Origin of the sequence: Microbacterium sp. H37-C3 (assembly GCF_027157935.1) — a bacterium.
In the GTDB taxonomy this organism is placed as follows: domain Bacteria; phylum Actinomycetota; class Actinomycetes; order Actinomycetales; family Microbacteriaceae; genus Microbacterium; species Microbacterium plantarum.
In genome coordinates, this window is record NZ_JAPVLR010000002.1 from 406,589 (window position 1) to 422,847 (window position 16,259).

Consider the following 16,259-nt stretch of genomic DNA (forward strand, 5'->3'; position numbering starts at 1 on the left):
GAAGCCGTGCATTCGAATGCCTGCCCTCATCGGAGGAAGGCGGCGGCGACGCCGGAGTCCACGGGGATGTGCAGGCCGGTCGTGCGGGAGAGCTCGGGGCCGGTGAGCACGAACACAGCATCGGCGACGTTCTCGGGGACGACCTCGCGCTTGAGGATCGTGCGGTTGGCGTAGAACTGGCCGAGGTCCTCCTCGTTGACGCCGTAGGTTGCGGCGCGGTTGGCGCCCCAGCCGGAGGCGAAGATGCCCGAGCCGCGCACGACACCGTCGGGGTTGATGCCGTTCACGCGCACGCCGTGCTCGCCGAGCTCGACCGCCAGCAGCCGCACCTGGTGGGCCTGGTCGGCCTTCGTCGCCGAGTACGCGATGTTGTTGGGCCCGGCGAAGACGGAGTTCTTCGAGGAGATGTAGATGACGTCGCCGCCCATCCTCTGCTCGATGAGCGCCTTCGCCGCGGCCTTCGAGACGAGGAATGACCCCTTGGCCATGACGTCGTGCTGCAGGTCCCAGTCCTTCTCGGTCGTCTCCAGCAGCGGCTTCGACAGCGACAGGCCGGCGTTGTTGACGACGAGGTCGATGCCCCCGAACGCCAGGAGCGTCGCGTCGATCGCGGCCTGCACGCCGTCGGCGTCGGCGACGTTGGCTGCGACGCCGATCGCGACGTCGGTGCCGCCGAGCTCCGCGGCCGCGGCCTGCGCCTTCTCGAGGTCGAGGTCGGCGACGACGACGCATGCCCCCTCGGCAGCGAGCCGGGTGGCGATGGCCTTGCCGATGCCGGATGCCGCTCCCGTGACGAACGCGATGCGTCCCTGGTGGGTCTTGGGCTTGGGCATCCGCTGGAGCTTGGCCTCTTCGAGCGCCCAGTACTCGATGCGGAACTTCTCGGCGTCCGAGATCGGCGCGTAGGTCGAGAGGGCCTCGGCGCCGCGAATGACGTTGATCGCGTTGATGTAGAACTCACCCGCAACGCGTGCGGTCTGCTTGTTCGCCCCGTACGAGAACATCCCCACGCCCGGGACCAGCACGATGAGCGGGTCGGCGCCGCGGATTGCCGGGGAGTCCGCGTCGGCGTGTGCGTCGTAGTACGCCTGGTAGTGGGCGCGGTACTCGGCGTGCAGCTCGTGCAGACGGGCGATCTGCGCCTCGACCGACGCCGTGGCGGGAACGTCGAGGATGAGTGGCTTGACCTTCGTGCGCAGGAAGTGGTCGGGGCAGCTCGTGCCCAGAGCAGCGAGGGCGGGAGCCTTCTCGGATGCCAGGAAGTCGAGCACGACGTCGGCATCGGTGTAGTGGCCGACCATCGGCTTGTCGGTCGAGGCGATGCCGCGGATCGTGGGGGCGAGGGCGGCTGCGCGGGCTCGGCGCTCAGTCTCGGGCAGCGCCTCGAACCCGGCGCGCACGCCGCCGAAGGGCTTGGCCGCGCCGTGCTCGTCGATGTATGCCTGCGCGGTCTCGATGATCCAGAGGCTGTTCGCCTCGGCCTCATCCGAGGTGTCGCCCCACGCCGTGATGCCGTGCCCGCCGAGGATGCACCCGATCGCCTGCGGGTTCTGCGCCTTGATCTCGGCGATGTCGAGGCCGAGCTGGAACCCCGGTCGCCGCCAGGGCACCCAGACCACGCGCTGTGAACCGGTGCCGTCGCCGAAGATCTTCGCCGTCAGCTCCTCGCCGTCGGCGGCGGTCGCGATCGCGATGCCCGCGTCGGGATGCAGGTGATCGACGTGCGCGGCATCCACCAGTCCGTGCATCGCGGTGTCGATCGAGGGGGCCGCCCCGCCCTTGCCGTGCAGGCAGTAGTCGAACGCGGCGACCATCTCGTCCTCGCGCTCGACGCCGGGGTAGACGTTCACCAGCGCCCGCATCCGGTCGAGGCGCAGCACCGCGAGCCCCGACTCGGTCAGGGTGCCGAGGTCGCCGCCCGACCCCTTGACCCACAGCAGCTCGACGGGCTCACCGGTGACGGGGTCGATGTCGGTGCCCTTGGCGGAGGTGTTGCCGCCGGCGTAGTTGGTGTTCTTGGGGTCGGAGCCCAGGCGGTTGCTGCGCGCGATGAGGTCGGCGGCTGCGGCGGAGGTCATGGCTTTCCTTCGGGGTAGGGAGGGGAGGTCAGGATGCGGCGAGGGCAGCGAATCGCTGCACGATGCGTGCCATCGATGCGGCGAAACCCGGATGCTCGGGCCGGTTGAGGTGGCCGTGATCGGTGCCCGGCTCGACGACGACGTCGACATCGCCGCCGGCGGCCCGCAGCATCGCGGCGAACACGTCGCCCGAGACGCTCAGTTCGTCGATCTCGCTGTTGATCATGAGCGTCGGCGGGAAGCCGCGCAGCTCGTCGGTCGACGCGAGGCCCGGAACGGCCGCGATCGGCGCGCCGATCACCGAGTGGCCGAGGTAGTTCTCGTACATCTCACGGACGACGTCGGCCCCGAACCGGTCGTGCTCGGGGTGCGCGGCGAGAGCGGCGCGCAGCGCCGGACCGGGGGCGGGCTGCACGGCGAGCAGGGTGGGGTAGGCCAGCACGATCAGGCGAGGCAGGATGCCGCCCCCGCTGAGCAGGCGCAGGGTCGCGCCCGTCGCGAGGTTCGCGCCCGCGCTCGCGCCGCCGATCGCCAGGCGTCTCACACCGAGCTCCTCGGCGTGAGACGCCGCCCACTGCCAAGCCCGCAGGACGTCGTCGGATGCCGCCGGGTAGCGGTTGCCGCTGCGGTCGTCCGTCTGCTGGTCGGCGCCGTCCCACGCGGGCGGCACCGGGGCGAGGCGGTAGTCGACGGAGAAGACCGTCGTCCCCGCCGCGGCGAGCCCGCGAGCGACGGCATCCGCTTCGGGCATGTCGAGGTCGCCGAACGCGAAGCCGCCGCCGTGCATCCATACCAATCCGGTGCCGTCGGGCTCGGCCGCGCGGTAGAGCCGGATGAGCCCGCCCGCCTCGGACGTGGGCGAGGGCGCGGCCGGGGAGGCGGCGCTCACCGGGCGACCCGCTCTTCCGCGGGAGTCGGGACATGTCGGCCGTAGCGCTCGAGCTCGATGTCCTCGAGTGACTTGCCCTCGGTGTTCGGCGCCCAGATGGTTCCGATCAGCAGCGCGGCGACGAGCAGCCCGAGGATGATCACGCCGAGTCCGGCGAGTCCCAGTCCCGACAGCAGGACGGGGAAGACGAGGCTCAGGAGCCCGACCATGACCCGGGCGAGCATGAAGAGCACGCCCTGCGCGCTCGCGCGGTAGCGGGTGGCGAACAGCTCGGCGGTCCACAGACCGTAGAACGCCTGCGCCCCGACGCCGGCGGAGACACCCCACGCGACGGCGAAGAACAGCAGCGAGAACAGCCCCGGGGGAGCGTAAATCAGCACTGCCCACGCCACGACGCCGAGCGCCGCACCGCCGAGGTACAGCCACTTGCGGCGCACCCGGTCGCCGAAGCGCATGAAGCCGAAGAAGGTCGCGGCTGCCGTGAGGCTCCAGACGAGCACCTGCAGCAGGTTCTGCTGCATCGGGTCGTGGAGGCCCGCGGCGTCGTACACACGCGGCTGGAAGATGCCGGCCTGGCCCGCGACGGTGTTCCAGAGGCCGTAGACGCCGATGAGGAAGGCGAGGGCGCCCCAGTTCTTCGGTTCCTTGAGCAAGCCCGCGATGCCGGAGAAGAACGACGGGCGTTCGCCCGCGACGAGCGCAGCCTCGCGCTGGCTCTTCCACCGGCGCGACTCGGGGAGTCCACGGCGCACCCACCACGTCACGGCGGCGATGACGAAGAGGTGGAAGAAGATCAGGCGCGAGCCGAGCAGACCCAGCGGGCCGACGATGACCGCGAGCAGGAACCCGACGGCCGGGCCGATGGACCAGGCGAGTTGCGCCGTGCCCACGTGTGCGGCACGGTGCTCGTTGGGTGCCTCCTCGGCGATGTAGGTCCACGACGCCGGAACGCCCGCGCCGACCGCGATGCCCATGAGGATGACGCCGACGAGCAGGACCCCGAGGTTCGGCGCGAACGTGACGGCTAGAGCTCCGAGCATGAACACGATCAGGTCGTAGGTGTAGATGAACTTGCGGCCCAGGCGGTCGCAGAGGGGACCGCCGATCGCGGCACCGATCGCGGCGCCGAAGGCGTTGGCCGACAGGGCGGCCACGATGCCGACGACGCCGTCGTCGAAGCCGAAGGCCTCCTGCCACAGCGTCAGGCTCGTGGCGAGCGCGATGATCGCGCCGGCCTCGATGTAGTTCGACATGGCGACGGCGATCGTCGCCTTCCAGGCGCTCAGCGGGCGGCGGGTGCGGGTCGTGCTCATGCGCCCCACCCGGCCTGGGTGCCGCCGACGCGGTCGGCTTCGATCTTCTCCTGGTAGCCGGATGCCGCGTACGCGGCCATCGGGTCGGCGGGAAGACCCCGCGACTCGCGCCACTCGGCCAGGGCCGGGCGGACGTCGGTGTAGAACGCGTCCATGAACACCGCCTGCGCCCCGAGGACGTCGTTCGCGGTGCGGGCGGCGGCGAGGGCGTCGGCGTCGATGAGCAGCGCGCGGGCGGTCATCTCCTGGACGTTGAGCACCGAGCGGATCTGGCCCGGGATCTTCGCCTCGATGTTGTGGCACTGGTCGAGCATGAAGACCACGTCGGGGTTGTCGAAGCCGCCGCCGCGCAGCACCTCGACGAGGATGCGGAACAGCTGGAACGGGTCGGCCGCGCCCACGATGAGGTCGTCGTCGGCGTAGAAGCGGGAGTTGAAGTCGAACGAGCCGAGCTTGCCGAGGCGCAGCAGCTGCATGACGATGAACTCGATGTTGGTGCCGGGAGCGTGGTGGCCCGTGTCGAGGCACACCATCGCGCGCTCGCCGAGCGCCGCCACCTGCACGTAGCTCGTCCCCCAGTCGGGGACGTCGGTGTGGTAGAACGACGGCTCGAAGAACTTGTACTCCAGCACCAGGCGCTGCTCGCCCGACAGGCGGTCGTAGATCCGCTGCAGCGAATCGGCTAGGCGGTCCTGACGCGCGCGCATGTCGTTCTGCCCGGGGTAGTTCGACCCCTCGGCCAGCCAGATCTTCAGGTCGCGGGAGCCCGTGGCATCCATCACGTCGATGCACTCGAGGTGGTGGTCGATGGCCTTGCGGCGGATCGCGTCATCCTCGTGGGTCAGCGCCCCGAACTTGTAGTCCTCGTCCTGGAACGTGTTCGAGTTGATCGTGCCGAGTGCGACCCCGAGGTCTTCGGCGTGGCGGCGGAGGGCGCCGAAGTCGTCGACCTTGTCCCACGGGATGTGAAGCGCGACGGCCGGGGCGAGCCCGGTGACACGGTTCACCTCGGCGGCATCCGCGATCTTCTCGAACGGATCGCGCGGCGTGCCGGCGGTGGGGAACACGCGGAAGCGCGTGCCCGAGTTGCCGAACGCCCAGCTGGGCAGCTCGATGCCCTGGCGCTCGAGCAGGGCGAAGTGGTCGGGGGAAAGGGTGCTCACGATGCGTCGTCGCTTTCGTCGGGGTTTTCGGTGGATGTCGTCGGGGCCGTGCCAGTGGCGGTCGCCGTGCCGGTGGCGGTCGCCGCGAGTTGGTCGTGCAGGTTGAAGACCTCGGTGAGGGGCGTGGCAGCCTGATCGGGACGCCCCTCGAGTCCGACGAAGAAGCGGGCCATCTCGGCTTCCCAGCGGGCTGCGACGGGCGACGCGGCGAGGTACGCCTGAGCCGCGGCGTCGTCGTCGACCTCGTAGTAGCCGATCAACCGGCTGCCCTCACCGAGGAACAGGGAGTAGTTGCGGCGGCCGGACGCGGCGATCTCCGCCAGCATCTCGGGCCAGACGGGGGTGTGTCGGGCGACGTACTCGTCGAGCAGATCCGGATGGATCTGCAGCGAGAAGCAGACCCGGTGGGTAGATGCACTCATCGTCGAGGCTCCTTGGTGAGCTGGTGTGAATCGTTTCACGAGCGTAGCGGGTTGTGCGCGCGGGCACAAACGGCAAGCGCTTACCCACATCCTGCCGTTGCCGTCGTGCTCGCGCTACGGTGGTGTGCATGGCAGTGAGCGTGCGGGATGTCGCGGTCGCGGCATCCGTTTCGGTGGGGACCGTCTCGAACGTCCTCAACAACCCGACGCGCGTGTCGCCGGAGATGGTCGCGCGCGTGCAGCAGGCCATCGCCGATCTGGGGTTCGTCCGCAACGATGCGGCCCGACAGCTGCGGGCCGGACGCAGCCGGTCGATCGGCCTCGTGGTGCTCGACATCGGCAACCCGTTCTTCGCCGAGGTCGCGCGGGGCGCGGAGGAGCGTGCTGCCGAGAGCGGCATGGCGGTCCTGCTCAGCACGAGCGACGAGAAGCCCGAGCGCGAGTCGGCGTATCTCGACCTCTTCCGCGAGCAGCGCGTCAACGGCGTGCTCGTGACCCCCGCGAGTGACGACCTGGAGCGGTTGCGTGGGCTGCAGGCGGCGGGGGTCCCGGTCGTCCTCGTCGATCGCGAGGTGCCCGACGACGTCTTCGCCTCGGTGTCGGTCGACGACGTCGAGGGCGGCTATCTCGCCGTGTCGCACCTGCTGGCCCGCGGGCGTCGGCGCATCGCGTTCGTCCGCGGACCGGTGTCGATCCGTCAGGTCGCCGATCGTCTCGAGGGTGCGCGGCGCGCGGTGGCCGAAGTCGCCGGTGCTCACCTGGAAGAGCTCGCCGTGCCCGCCCTGTCGGTGCTGCACGGCCGTGCTGCCGGCGAGCAGCTGCGCGACCGCCGCGGAGAGGACCGCGTCGATGCCGTGTTCGCGGCGAACGACCTGCTCGCCGTCGGCGTGCTGCAGGCCTTCGCGGTGCTCGGGCAGCTTCGCGTGCCCGAGGAGGTCGCGCTCATCGGCTACGACGACATCGACTTCGCGTCGGCCACCGTCGTGCCGCTCAGCTCGATCCGCCAGCCCGCCCACGAGATCGGATACCGCGCCGTCGACCTCCTGCTGCGAGGCCTCGACGATCCCGCCGGCGAGCACGAGCGCCGCGTGCGCTTCCGCCCCGAGCTCGTCGTCCGCGACTCGACCGGCTGACCGCGGCATCCTGTCGCCCCTCGAGGCGCCGTCGCCCCGCGAGGCCCTGTCGCCCCGCGAGGTCCCCGTTCGGCCGGTTCTGCGCGCCGCTTTACCGGCCCAAGTGGGACCTCGGCACCATCGGGTGGAGGCCGCGCGGACCGGATGAGAGAAGACTCATCGGCGCGCGGGGGAGGTGCGCCTAGGCTCATCGGAACGCAGGAAAGCGCATTCCGATGGGATCCATTCTATGAAGAACAGACTCCGCTCCTCGCTGCTCGCCGGCCTCGCCGCGGGCACGCTCGCCACGGCGACCCTCACGGTCGGGGGCGTCGCAACGCTTCCCGCGGCAGGGGTCGAGGCGCCGCCGTCCGCGCCGATACCGCGGCTCGAGACCCTCGATCGCGGCCTGGTCGCCGTGCCGACGGACGAGGGCGTCTTCCTCAGCTGGCGTCTGCTCGCGGGCGAGGCCAGCGGTGCCGGCGAGACCGGCCTCACGGGCACCGACTTCGTCGTCTTCCGCGACGACGTTCCGATCGCCACCGTCACCGACAGCACGAACTACCGCGACGACGCCGGGACGGCGGCATCCGTCTATCGCGTGGCGCCGGTCACGGCGGGCGTCGAGGCGGCGGCGAGCGAGGCCGCGATCGCGATGGATGCCGGCTTCCTCGACATCGCGCTGCAGCGGCCCGAAGGCGGCGTGACCCCGGCGGGCGAGGAATACACCTACTCGGCCAACGACGTCTCCGTCGGTGACGTCGACGGTGACGGGCGCTACGAGTTCATCGTGAAGTGGGATCCCTCGAACTCCAAGGACGTCTCGCAGGTCGGGTACAACGGCGGGGTCTACATCGACACCTACAGCCTCGAGGGGCGCCTGCTGAACCGGCTCGACCTCGGTCCGAACATCCGTGCCGGCGCGCACTACACGCAGTTCCTCGTCTACGACTTCGACGGCGATGGCCGGTCGGAGACGATGCTCAAGACCGCGCCCGGGACGAAGTCGATCACCTACGCCGACGACGGCTCGGTGGCCTCGGAGCAGTACGTCACGATGCCGGACGAGGATGTCGCGGCGGGCTACGCCCACACCGATGACTACCGGATGAGCGCCGCAGACTACGCCGACCACCTCGAGGAGATGTTCCGCGGATGGTCGACGCGCGACGAAGTCGTCTCGGGCCAGTGGCCGGCCACCCTGGAAGAGGCCTTCGGCATCGAGCCGCGCTACGACTACCCGCTGTCGGAGGCCGATGCCCGCGCGCTCGTCGACCACTTCATCGACGTGTACGCGCCGAGCCGCAGCGCCCGCAACGTCCTGCGGAACTTCGAGGGCTTCATCCTCGACGGGCCCGAATACCTCACCGTCTTCGACGGCGAGAGCGGGGCCGAGCTGCAGACAGTGCGCTACGAGCCCGACCGCGGCGACGACGGCCTGCTGTGGGGCGACTACGCGATGTCGCGCATCGAGCCCGGTAACCGGGTCGACCGGTTCCTGGCGGGCGTCGCCTATCTCGACGGTGAGCGCCCGTCGGCGGTGTTCGCTCGCGGTTACTACACCCGCACGACGATCGCGACCTACGACTGGGACGGCGAGAACCTGTCGAAACGGTGGTTCGTCGACAGCGGGCATGCCCCGATGACCAACCCGTTCATCGACGGTCCCCATGGAGTCGACGGCACCGATCCCGTGTACGGCTCGATCACGACGCAGGGCTTCCATAGTCTGTCGGCGGCGGATGTCGACGGAGACGGCCGCCACGAGATCGTCTACGGATCGGCGACGCTCGACGACGACGGCAGCCTGCTCTACAGCTCGTTCGCCGAGATGCCCGAGGGATCGGCGACGCCGGGCGAGATGGCGCGCCTCGGTCACGGCGACGCGATGCACGTCGCCGACATCGACCCGTCCCGCCCGGGTCTGGAGATCTTCACCGTGCACGAGGGCGGAGCGTACGCGCCCTACGGCACGGCACTGCGGGATGCCGCCACCGGCGAGGTCATCTTCGGCGCCTACTCGGGCCGAGACACCGGGCGCGGGATGATCGGCGACGTGCGCCCCGACGTGCCCGGCATGGAGGTCTGGTCGAGCATGCCCGGCGGAACGGATGCCTCGGGCCTGCTGACCGCCCAGGGCGAGGTGCTCTCGGCGGCGACGCCCGGCACCAACGCCTCGATCCGCTGGGGCGGCGACCTCACGACGCAGATCGTGAACGGCAGCGGTGACGTCACCCCGACGATCGACGACTGGGCGCGCGGCACCGTACTGACGGCATCCGGAACCCTCGCCAACAACGGCACGAAGGGCAACCCCGGGCTCGTCGCCGACGTGCTGGGGGACTGGCGCGAAGAGCTGGTCGTGCGCACGGCCGACTCGTCGGCGCTGCGGGTGTACGTCTCGACCGAGGTGACCGAGCACAAGCTGTACACGCTCATGCACGATCCGCAGTACCGCGCCGAGGTCGCCCGTCAGCAGACGACCTACAACCAGCCGAGCTACACCGGCTTCCACCTCGCCTCGGGCATGGACTTCGCCGGTGTGCCGCTGCGGCCTGCTCCCGCGCCCGTCGCGACGCCCGGCATCGGGGTGGACTCGACCGGCGTCAACGTCAGCTGGAAGACGACGGATGCCGGCGCCGAGGTCACCGGCTTCAGCGTCACCCTCCGCTCGGCGGCGGGCGAGACGATCGAGCACCAGGTCGGGACCGAGGCTCGCTCTGCGCGGTTCGCGACGGTCCCGCCGGGGGAGTGGACCGCGACCGTCACGCCCGCGGGCACCTTCGGCTCGGCGGCGCAGTCGCAGCCGTCGGCGACGGCCACAGTGCGAGAGGGGCAGCCGGTGCCACTCCGAGTCAGCGCGCGGTCGCAGTGCGTCAACGGAGCGGTGCACGTCGCGGTCCATGCCGCGAATCAGGCGGGAGCGCCGGTCGACGTGCGGCTGGCCGCGGTCGGCGGCGAGCACGCGCAGCAGAAGGTCGCGGCGGCCGACGCGGCGTACCGGCTCTTCGACTCGGGCCGCGACTCGCTCGTGCCCGGGTCGGCGACCGTCACGGCGTATCAGTGGGTCGACGGTGTCGGCTACCACGCCACCTACGACGTGCCCTACTTCGCCCGGATGTGCTGAGGCGTCCCGCTCGGACGCGAGGCCCCGATACATCCGAAGGGCCGGAGTGACGGGTGGGGCCGGTGAGGCCGTGCGAATGCTCACCAGCCCCACCCATCCGACAGATGTATCGGGCGCGGGCGCGGGCGTCAGCGGGAGCGGCGGTCGGACGTGGCGTCGGGCAGGGAGATGGGCGTCGTGCCGGCGACCTCGTCGCTGAACTCCTCCGGGGCGACGACCGAGATCGGACGCGTCTCGTCGAGCGAGAGGGCGAACCGGCGCGAGCTCGAGCGGTGCACGCGTCCGGAGACGAGCATCCACGTCACCCCGACCCCGAACGCGACGAAGGCGGCGACGGCACCGAGGCCGATGGCCGCGCGCGGCCCGAACTGGTCGGCGACCCACCCGACGATCGGCGCGCCGATGGGCGTGCCGCCCATGAGGATCGCCATGTACAGCGCGAGCACGCGGCCGCGCAGCGCCGGGTCGGTCGTGGTCTGCACGTACCCGTTGGCCGTCGTGAGGGTGGTCACGACCGCGAACCCGGTGAACATCAGGGTCACCGCGTACAGCCAGTAGTCCGGCATGAAGGCCGACACCGCTGCGGCGAGCGCGAAGAGTCCGGCGCCGAAGATCACGACGCGGATGCGGGCGCGATCGCGACGTGCTGCCATCAGGGCGCCCGCGAGCGATCCGATCGCCAGGATCGAGCTGAGGAGGCCGTACCCGTCGGCATCGCGTCCGAACTCGATCGCCATGGTCGAGGCGAAGATCGGGAAGTTCATACCGAAGGCGCCGAGGAGGAACACCATCGCGAACGTCACCATGAGGTCGGGGCGCCCGCGCACGTACCGGAAGCCGTCGGCGAGGCGCGCCGCACCGGGAGAGGTGACCCGCGGGATGAGTTCGCCGGGTCGGATGAGGAACAGCGCCACGATCATCGCGAGGAACGTCGCCGCGTTGATGAAGAACACCCAGCCGGTGCCGACCGCGACGATGACGATTCCCGCGGCAGCGGGGCCGATCATGCGCGCTCCGTTGAAGGATGCCGCGTTGAGCGCGACCGCATTGGCCGCGATCTCGCGCGCGACGATGTCGGAGACGAACGCCTGGCGCGCCGGATTGTCGAAGGCCGAGATCATGCCGAGCGTGAACGCGAAGACGTACATGAGCGGGAGCGTCATGACGCCCGTGAGCAGCAGCGTGCCGATGACCAGCCCGACGAGCATGAGCGAGCTCTGCGTGACCACGAGCAGACGGCGCCGGTCGAAACGGTCGGCGACCCACCCGGTGACGCCCACGAGCAGGAGCGGCGGGGCGAACTGCAGCGCCATCGTGACGCCCATCGCTCCCGCGTCGTTGTCGGTGAGGCCGGTGAGGACGACCCAGCTGAGCGCTGTGGCCTGCATCCACGCGCCGACGTTCGACACGAGGGCGCCGAAGAACCACACCCGGTAGTTGAACACCGAGAAGGAGCGGAACATCGCGGAGCTCATCGGTCGGCCACCGCCCGCATGATGACGGCGGCGGCCGCGAGAGTCTCACGGTCGGCCGGTTCGAGCTCTTCCAGTGCGTGCTCGAGCCAGGAGTCGCGACGGCGGGTCGTCTCGATCACGACGGTGCGGCCCTCGTCGGTGAGGGCGATGTTCACCTTGCGGCGGTCGCCGTCGTCGGGCGTCCGGGTCAGGTACCCGAGCTCTTCGAGGTGGTTGACGGTGCGGTTCATCGACGGTGCCGATACGCGCTCGCGGTCGGCCAGCTCGCCGAGCGTGTGCGGACCGTGCACGTGCAGGTTCGCGAGCACGGCGTACTGCCCGTCGCTCATCGAATCGACGGCACGCTGCGCGCGGAGCCGCCGTGCGAGGCGGAAGGTCGCCATGCGGAGGTCGGTCGCGTCGTGCGCGAGATCGATGGCGGTCGGTGGGGCGGAAGCGGGGGAGGAGGTGCTCATCTGTGATGTTTAGCCTAGCTCATTAGTCTTGCTAACGGTCTGTGGTGTCCGGAATGCGACGGCCGGAAACGTAGACTCGCCGCATGCCCGAGTTCATCGACGCGCACGGGGTCGCGATCGTCTACGACATCCATCCCGCGCCTGGCGAGCAGCGGGCCGTCGTGCAGCTGCTGCACGGTGTCGGCGAGCACGCGGGCCGGTATGCCGAACTCGCCGGGATCCTCACCGCGGCGGGCTTCACCGTCTACGCCGACGACCACCGGGGTCATGGCCGCACCGGCATCCGGCAGCACGGCGATCCGAGCAAGCTCGGCAAGCTCGGTCGGGGAGGGCTGCATGCCGCGCGCGACGCCTGCGCCGAGCTGACCCGCATCATCGAGCACGACCATCCCGGGGCGCCGATCGTGCTCCTCGGCCACTCGTGGGGATCATTCCTCGCGCAGATGCTGTTCGACGGCCGGCCCGAGGCATACGCGGCACTCGTGCTGTCGGGGTCGGCGCTGCGCTGGCCCGGATCGCTCAACTCGGGCGACCTGAACGCGCCGTGGAAGGCGCCCGGCGCGAACGGCGTCGAGTGGCTGAGCACGGATGCCGCCGTCCAGCAGAGCTTCCTGGACGACCCCCTCACGACGACGACCGCGCTGCCCCGCCTGTTCGGGCCGGTCGAGACGCTCAAGCTCATCGGTCGTCCCCGTCGCGACCTCGGTGTCGACGTCCCGGTGCTGCTCATGGTCGGGCGGGACGACACCGTGGGCGGGCCTCGCAGCGTCCATCGCCTCGCCGACGCCTACCGCACGCGATCGGGCCTGACGGATGTGACGACGCTCGTCTACCCCGGTGCTCGCCACGAGATCTTCAACGAGACGGTCCGGGGTGACGTGCAGGCCGATCTGCTCGCCTGGCTCGACGCCCGCTTCCCGCGGGGCTAAGCGCCGCGTCGGATTGCCGTGACGAGCGGGCGTGACGCGAGGAGCGCCAGCGCGACCGCCCCGAAGCCCGCGACGAAGGTCGCCGCGATGACGGCCATCGTCAGCGGCGCGACGACCAGGCTGATCCCCACGACCGGGAGAGCCAGCGCCACGCCGACGACCGCTCCGCCGGCGGCGGCCCAGCGCAGGGGCAGCATCACCGTGATGCGACGTGCCCGAGCGAGTTCCGCGGGCTCCATGCCGAGCCGGTCGAGGCCCACGATGAGCTCGCGGTCGTCGAGCACCGACGCCGCCTGACTGACGCCCACCGAGGCGGCGAGCAGGACGAAGCCCGCCCCGAGGGTGACGAGGACGCCGGTGCGGATGTCGGCGAACAGCGTCATTCCAGGCTCGTCGCCGGCGATCTCGGTGAGCGCGATGCCGCTGCCCCCGACGACGGCGATGAACGAGATCATCGCGATGCTCGAGACTCGACGCCAGGCGGTGGGGGCATGTGCGGCGAGCTCCCGCCCTGCGATGAGCTGAGCAGCCGTCCGGGCGCGGCGTGCCATCGAGCGGCCGCGTGCGGCGACGATGGGCGTACCGATGAGGTTCACCAGAGCGAGGGCCCCGGCGAACAGAGCCAGCAGGAGGGCGATCGACGCTGCGGGGGCGAGGACCGTGCTCACGCTGCTGAACTGGGCCACGATCGTGCCGACGGCGACAATCGCGATCCCGGAGATCACGAGGGTGCGGGTGCGTCGCGGCGGCGCCTCGGTGCGGCGGCGCACGCCCAGTGGGGTGAGCCGCACGCGTCGCAGGCTCGCTGCCGCGCTCACCGTCGCGATGAGCCCGACGCCCAGGATGACGGCCAGGACGATCGGCCATCCGGCCCACACGGCGGTGGCACCGACGGGGCCACCGAAGAAGGGGAGCAGCCCGACCAGCGGCAGGGCGATGCCGTAGGCGGCGGCGCCGACCAGTGCTCCCGCGAACGCGACGGCGGATGCCTCACCCACCGCCATCGCTCCGACCTCGGTGTTGGTGGCGCCGAGGAGGCGCAGCGTCGAGAGCCGGTCGTTGCGGCGCCGGCTCGACAGGCGCGCGGCGGCAGCCCCGAGGGTTGCTGTCGGAACAGCGAGAAGGATGAGCGCGAGGACGCTGAGCACGCCGTAGAGGAAAGCCATCTGGCCCGTGCGCGGGTCGGTGAGGAACATGCGGGTGCCGCCCGCGACGATCAGCATGAGCATCGTCGTCACCGCGAAGGCGACCAGTGGCAGGACGATGGCCGCAGACCCTTGCCGCGCCGGCCGGGAGAGCAGGACCGTGAGAGCCGCGACGCAGCGCACACTGCCCGGTGTCTCCGCCGCTCGGGCCAGCGGGGTCGGAGGCTGCGGGAGCGAACCGGTCGCGACGACGACGCTCATCGGGTCACCTCGGCGGCTGCGGCCCCACGCGCGGGCAAGACGGACGAATCGACGATGCGTCCGTCGCGCATCCGGAGGACGCGGTCGCAGCGGCGCGCGACCTCCGCATCGTGGGTCACGACGACGAGGCTGCGGCCCTGGCCGGTGGTGGCGTGCAGCAGCGCATCGAGGACCTCCGCGGAGGTGGTGGAGTCGAGGGCGCCGGTCGGCTCGTCGGCGAACACCACGGGGGCTCCGGTCACCTGGGCGCGGGCGATGGCGACGCGCTGCGCCTGCCCGCCGGAGAGCTCGCCGATGCGCCGGTTCTCCATGCCGGCGAGGCCCAGGGCGCCGAGCCAGGCGGCGGCGTGCGCTTCGGCAGCAGCTCGCGCCGTGCCGACGAGGAGCAGCGGCAGGGCAGCGTTCTCGACGGCGGTGAGCTCGGGCAGCAGCAGGTGGTCCTGGAAGACGAAGCCGAGGCTGCTGCGACGCACGGCGGAGCGGTCGGCGTCGGGCATGCCGACGAGTTCCTGCGCCGGGGCGCCGGGAGCGGCGAGGCGGACGGAGCCGGCATCGGGCGAGATGATTGCGGCGAGGCAGTGCAGAAGCGTCGTCTTGCCCGACCCCGAGGCGCCCATGATCGCGACGGCCTCGCCGGCGCGCACGGTCAGGTCGACGCGGTCGAGCGCGGTGAGCGCCCCGTAGCGCTTCACGAGCCCGCGGGCTTCGAGGACGGGGGCGGAATCGATGGTGGGGTTCATGTCATCCACTCTTCCGAGCGGGGCCCGCGCCGTCGTCCGTCGCGAGGTGTAACGGCATCCGTCGGGCGACCGATCCTCCGCCCGGTCCTAGGCTGGACGCATGCACGGCGAATACAAGGTCCCCGGAGGAAAGCTGGTCGTCGTCGACCTCGAGGTGCGCGACGGCCGCATCGCCGATTTCCACCTGGCGGGCGACTTCTTCCTCGAGCCCGACGACGCCCTCGCTGACATCGATGCGGCCGTGACGGGCCTGCCCGAGGAGTCGGATGTCGCCACCATCGCGGCAGCCGTCCGTTCCGCGCTGCCCGACGGCGCGCAGCTGCTCGGCTTCACGCCCGAGTCGGTCGGCACGGCCGTGCGTCGCGCGATGATCACGGCCCCGGGCTGGCGCGAATTCGACTGGGAGGTCGTCCACGACCGAGCCGTGTCGCCCAGCATGAACCTCGCGCTCGACGAGGTGCTGACCACCCGCGTCGGCGACGGCCGGCGGAACCCCACCCTGCGCATCTGGGAGTGGAACGAGTCGGCCGTCGTGATCGGGTCGTTCCAGTCGTACCGCAACGAGGTCGACCCCGAGGGTGCCGCGAAGCACGGGTTCGACGTCGTGCGCCGCATCTCCGGCGGGGGAGCGATGATGATGGCGGCGAACTCGATCGTGACGTACTCGCTGTACGTGCCGGCATCCCTCGTCGCGGGGCTGACCTTCGCCGACTCGTACGCGTTCCTCGACGACTGGGTGCTCGAGGCCCTCCGCTCGCTCGGCATCGAGGCGACCTACCAGCCGCTGAACGACATCGCCTCGCCCTCGGGCAAGATCGGCGGCGCGGCGCAGAAGCGTCTCGCCAACGGCGGGGTGCTCCACCACGCCACCCTGTCGTACGACATGGACGGGCAGGTGCTCACCGAGGTGCTGCGCATCGGCCGCGAGAAGCTCAGCGACAAGGGAACCGTCTCGGCCGCCAAGCGCGTCGATCCGCTGCGCAGCCAGACGGGTCTGCCGCGCGACGCGATCATCGAGCGGTTCATCGAGGTGTTCTCGAAGCGCTACGGCGCCGTGCCCGGCACGATCTCCGACGAGGAGTACGCCGAGGCCGAGGCGCTCGTCGAGTCGAAGTTCGCCACCGACGCCTGGCTCAAGCGCGTTCCCTGA

13 protein-coding genes are annotated in these 16,259 nt (G+C 70.9%); 4 read left to right on the forward strand and 9 right to left on the reverse strand.

From position 1 onward, the window contains the following. Positions 1-26: 26 nt before the first annotated feature. From O1W71_RS06940 to O1W71_RS06960, 5 genes are read right to left on the reverse strand one after another with little or no spacing between them, the layout of a single operon-like run. Positions 27-2,078, reverse strand: coding sequence for a bifunctional aldolase/short-chain dehydrogenase (locus O1W71_RS06940; protein WP_269267130.1), 2,052 nt, complete (start codon positions 2,076-2,078; stop codon positions 27-29). 28 nt (positions 2,079-2,106) lie between these two features. Continuing rightward, on the reverse strand, positions 2,107-2,967 hold the full coding sequence (locus O1W71_RS06945; protein WP_269267131.1) for an alpha/beta hydrolase fold domain-containing protein: 861 nt from the start codon (positions 2,965-2,967) through the stop codon (positions 2,107-2,109). Further along, positions 2,964-4,280 carry an MFS transporter gene (locus O1W71_RS06950; protein WP_269267132.1) on the reverse strand — a complete coding sequence of 439 codons (1,317 nt, stop codon included), beginning with the start codon at positions 4,278-4,280 and terminating at the stop codon, positions 2,964-2,966. Before O1W71_RS06950 ends, O1W71_RS06945 begins: the two co-directional genes overlap by 4 nt. Further along, positions 4,277-5,443, reverse strand: a complete 1,167-nt coding sequence (rhaI, locus tag O1W71_RS06955) for an L-rhamnose isomerase (RefSeq protein WP_269267134.1) — start codon at positions 5,441-5,443, stop codon at positions 4,277-4,279. The genes O1W71_RS06950 and rhaI overlap by 4 nt, the downstream gene beginning before the upstream one ends. Continuing rightward, complete coding sequence (locus O1W71_RS06960; RefSeq protein ID WP_269267135.1) at positions 5,440-5,865, reverse strand: L-rhamnose mutarotase; 426 nt, start codon at positions 5,863-5,865, stop codon at positions 5,440-5,442. The genes rhaI and O1W71_RS06960 overlap by 4 nt, the downstream gene beginning before the upstream one ends. 128 nt (positions 5,866-5,993) lie before the next feature. Here O1W71_RS06960 and O1W71_RS06965 point away from each other — a divergent pair, with 128 nt between their 5' ends. Together O1W71_RS06965 and O1W71_RS06970 are read left to right on the forward strand one after the other, a co-directional pair. Next, positions 5,994-6,998 (forward strand): LacI family DNA-binding transcriptional regulator, encoded by a 1,005-nt coding sequence (locus tag O1W71_RS06965; protein WP_112616299.1) that lies wholly within the window; start codon positions 5,994-5,996, stop codon positions 6,996-6,998. 229 nt (positions 6,999-7,227) lie between these two features. After that, on the forward strand, positions 7,228-10,104 hold the full coding sequence (locus O1W71_RS06970; RefSeq protein ID WP_331282646.1) for a rhamnogalacturonan lyase: 2,877 nt from the start codon (positions 7,228-7,230) through the stop codon (positions 10,102-10,104). 128 nt (positions 10,105-10,232) lie between these two features. On the opposite strand, the gene O1W71_RS06975 is transcribed toward O1W71_RS06970, so the two are convergent. Both O1W71_RS06975 and O1W71_RS06980 read right to left on the reverse strand, forming a co-directional pair. Beyond that, entirely contained in the window at positions 10,233-11,567 is a 1,335-nt protein-coding gene (locus O1W71_RS06975; protein ID WP_269267136.1) for an MFS transporter, read from the reverse strand. An 8-nt stretch (positions 11,568-11,575) separates the two neighbouring features. Continuing rightward, positions 11,576-12,034: a MarR family winged helix-turn-helix transcriptional regulator gene (locus tag O1W71_RS06980; protein WP_112616303.1), complete on the reverse strand. Its 459-nt coding sequence runs from the start codon at positions 12,032-12,034 to the stop codon at positions 11,576-11,578. 83 nt (positions 12,035-12,117) lie between these two features. Between O1W71_RS06980 and O1W71_RS06985 the strand changes: the two genes are divergently transcribed. Beyond that, positions 12,118-12,963 carry an alpha/beta fold hydrolase gene (locus O1W71_RS06985; protein WP_269267138.1) on the forward strand — a complete coding sequence of 282 codons (846 nt, stop codon included), beginning with the start codon at positions 12,118-12,120 and terminating at the stop codon, positions 12,961-12,963. Here the strand turns inward: O1W71_RS06985 and O1W71_RS06990 are convergent. Beyond that, positions 12,960-14,369 carry an FtsX-like permease family protein gene (locus O1W71_RS06990; RefSeq protein WP_269267139.1) on the reverse strand — a complete coding sequence of 470 codons (1,410 nt, stop codon included), beginning with the start codon at positions 14,367-14,369 and terminating at the stop codon, positions 12,960-12,962. The genes O1W71_RS06985 and O1W71_RS06990 overlap by 4 nt on opposite strands. Then, entirely contained in the window at positions 14,366-15,109 is a 744-nt protein-coding gene (locus tag O1W71_RS06995; protein ID WP_112616309.1) for an ABC transporter ATP-binding protein, read from the reverse strand. The genes O1W71_RS06990 and O1W71_RS06995 overlap by 4 nt, the downstream gene beginning before the upstream one ends. Positions 15,110-15,209: 100 nt before the next feature. On the opposite strand from O1W71_RS06995, the gene O1W71_RS07000 reads away from it, so the two are divergent. Then, entirely contained in the window at positions 15,210-16,259 is a 1,050-nt protein-coding gene (locus tag O1W71_RS07000) for a lipoate--protein ligase family protein (protein WP_023952552.1), read from the forward strand.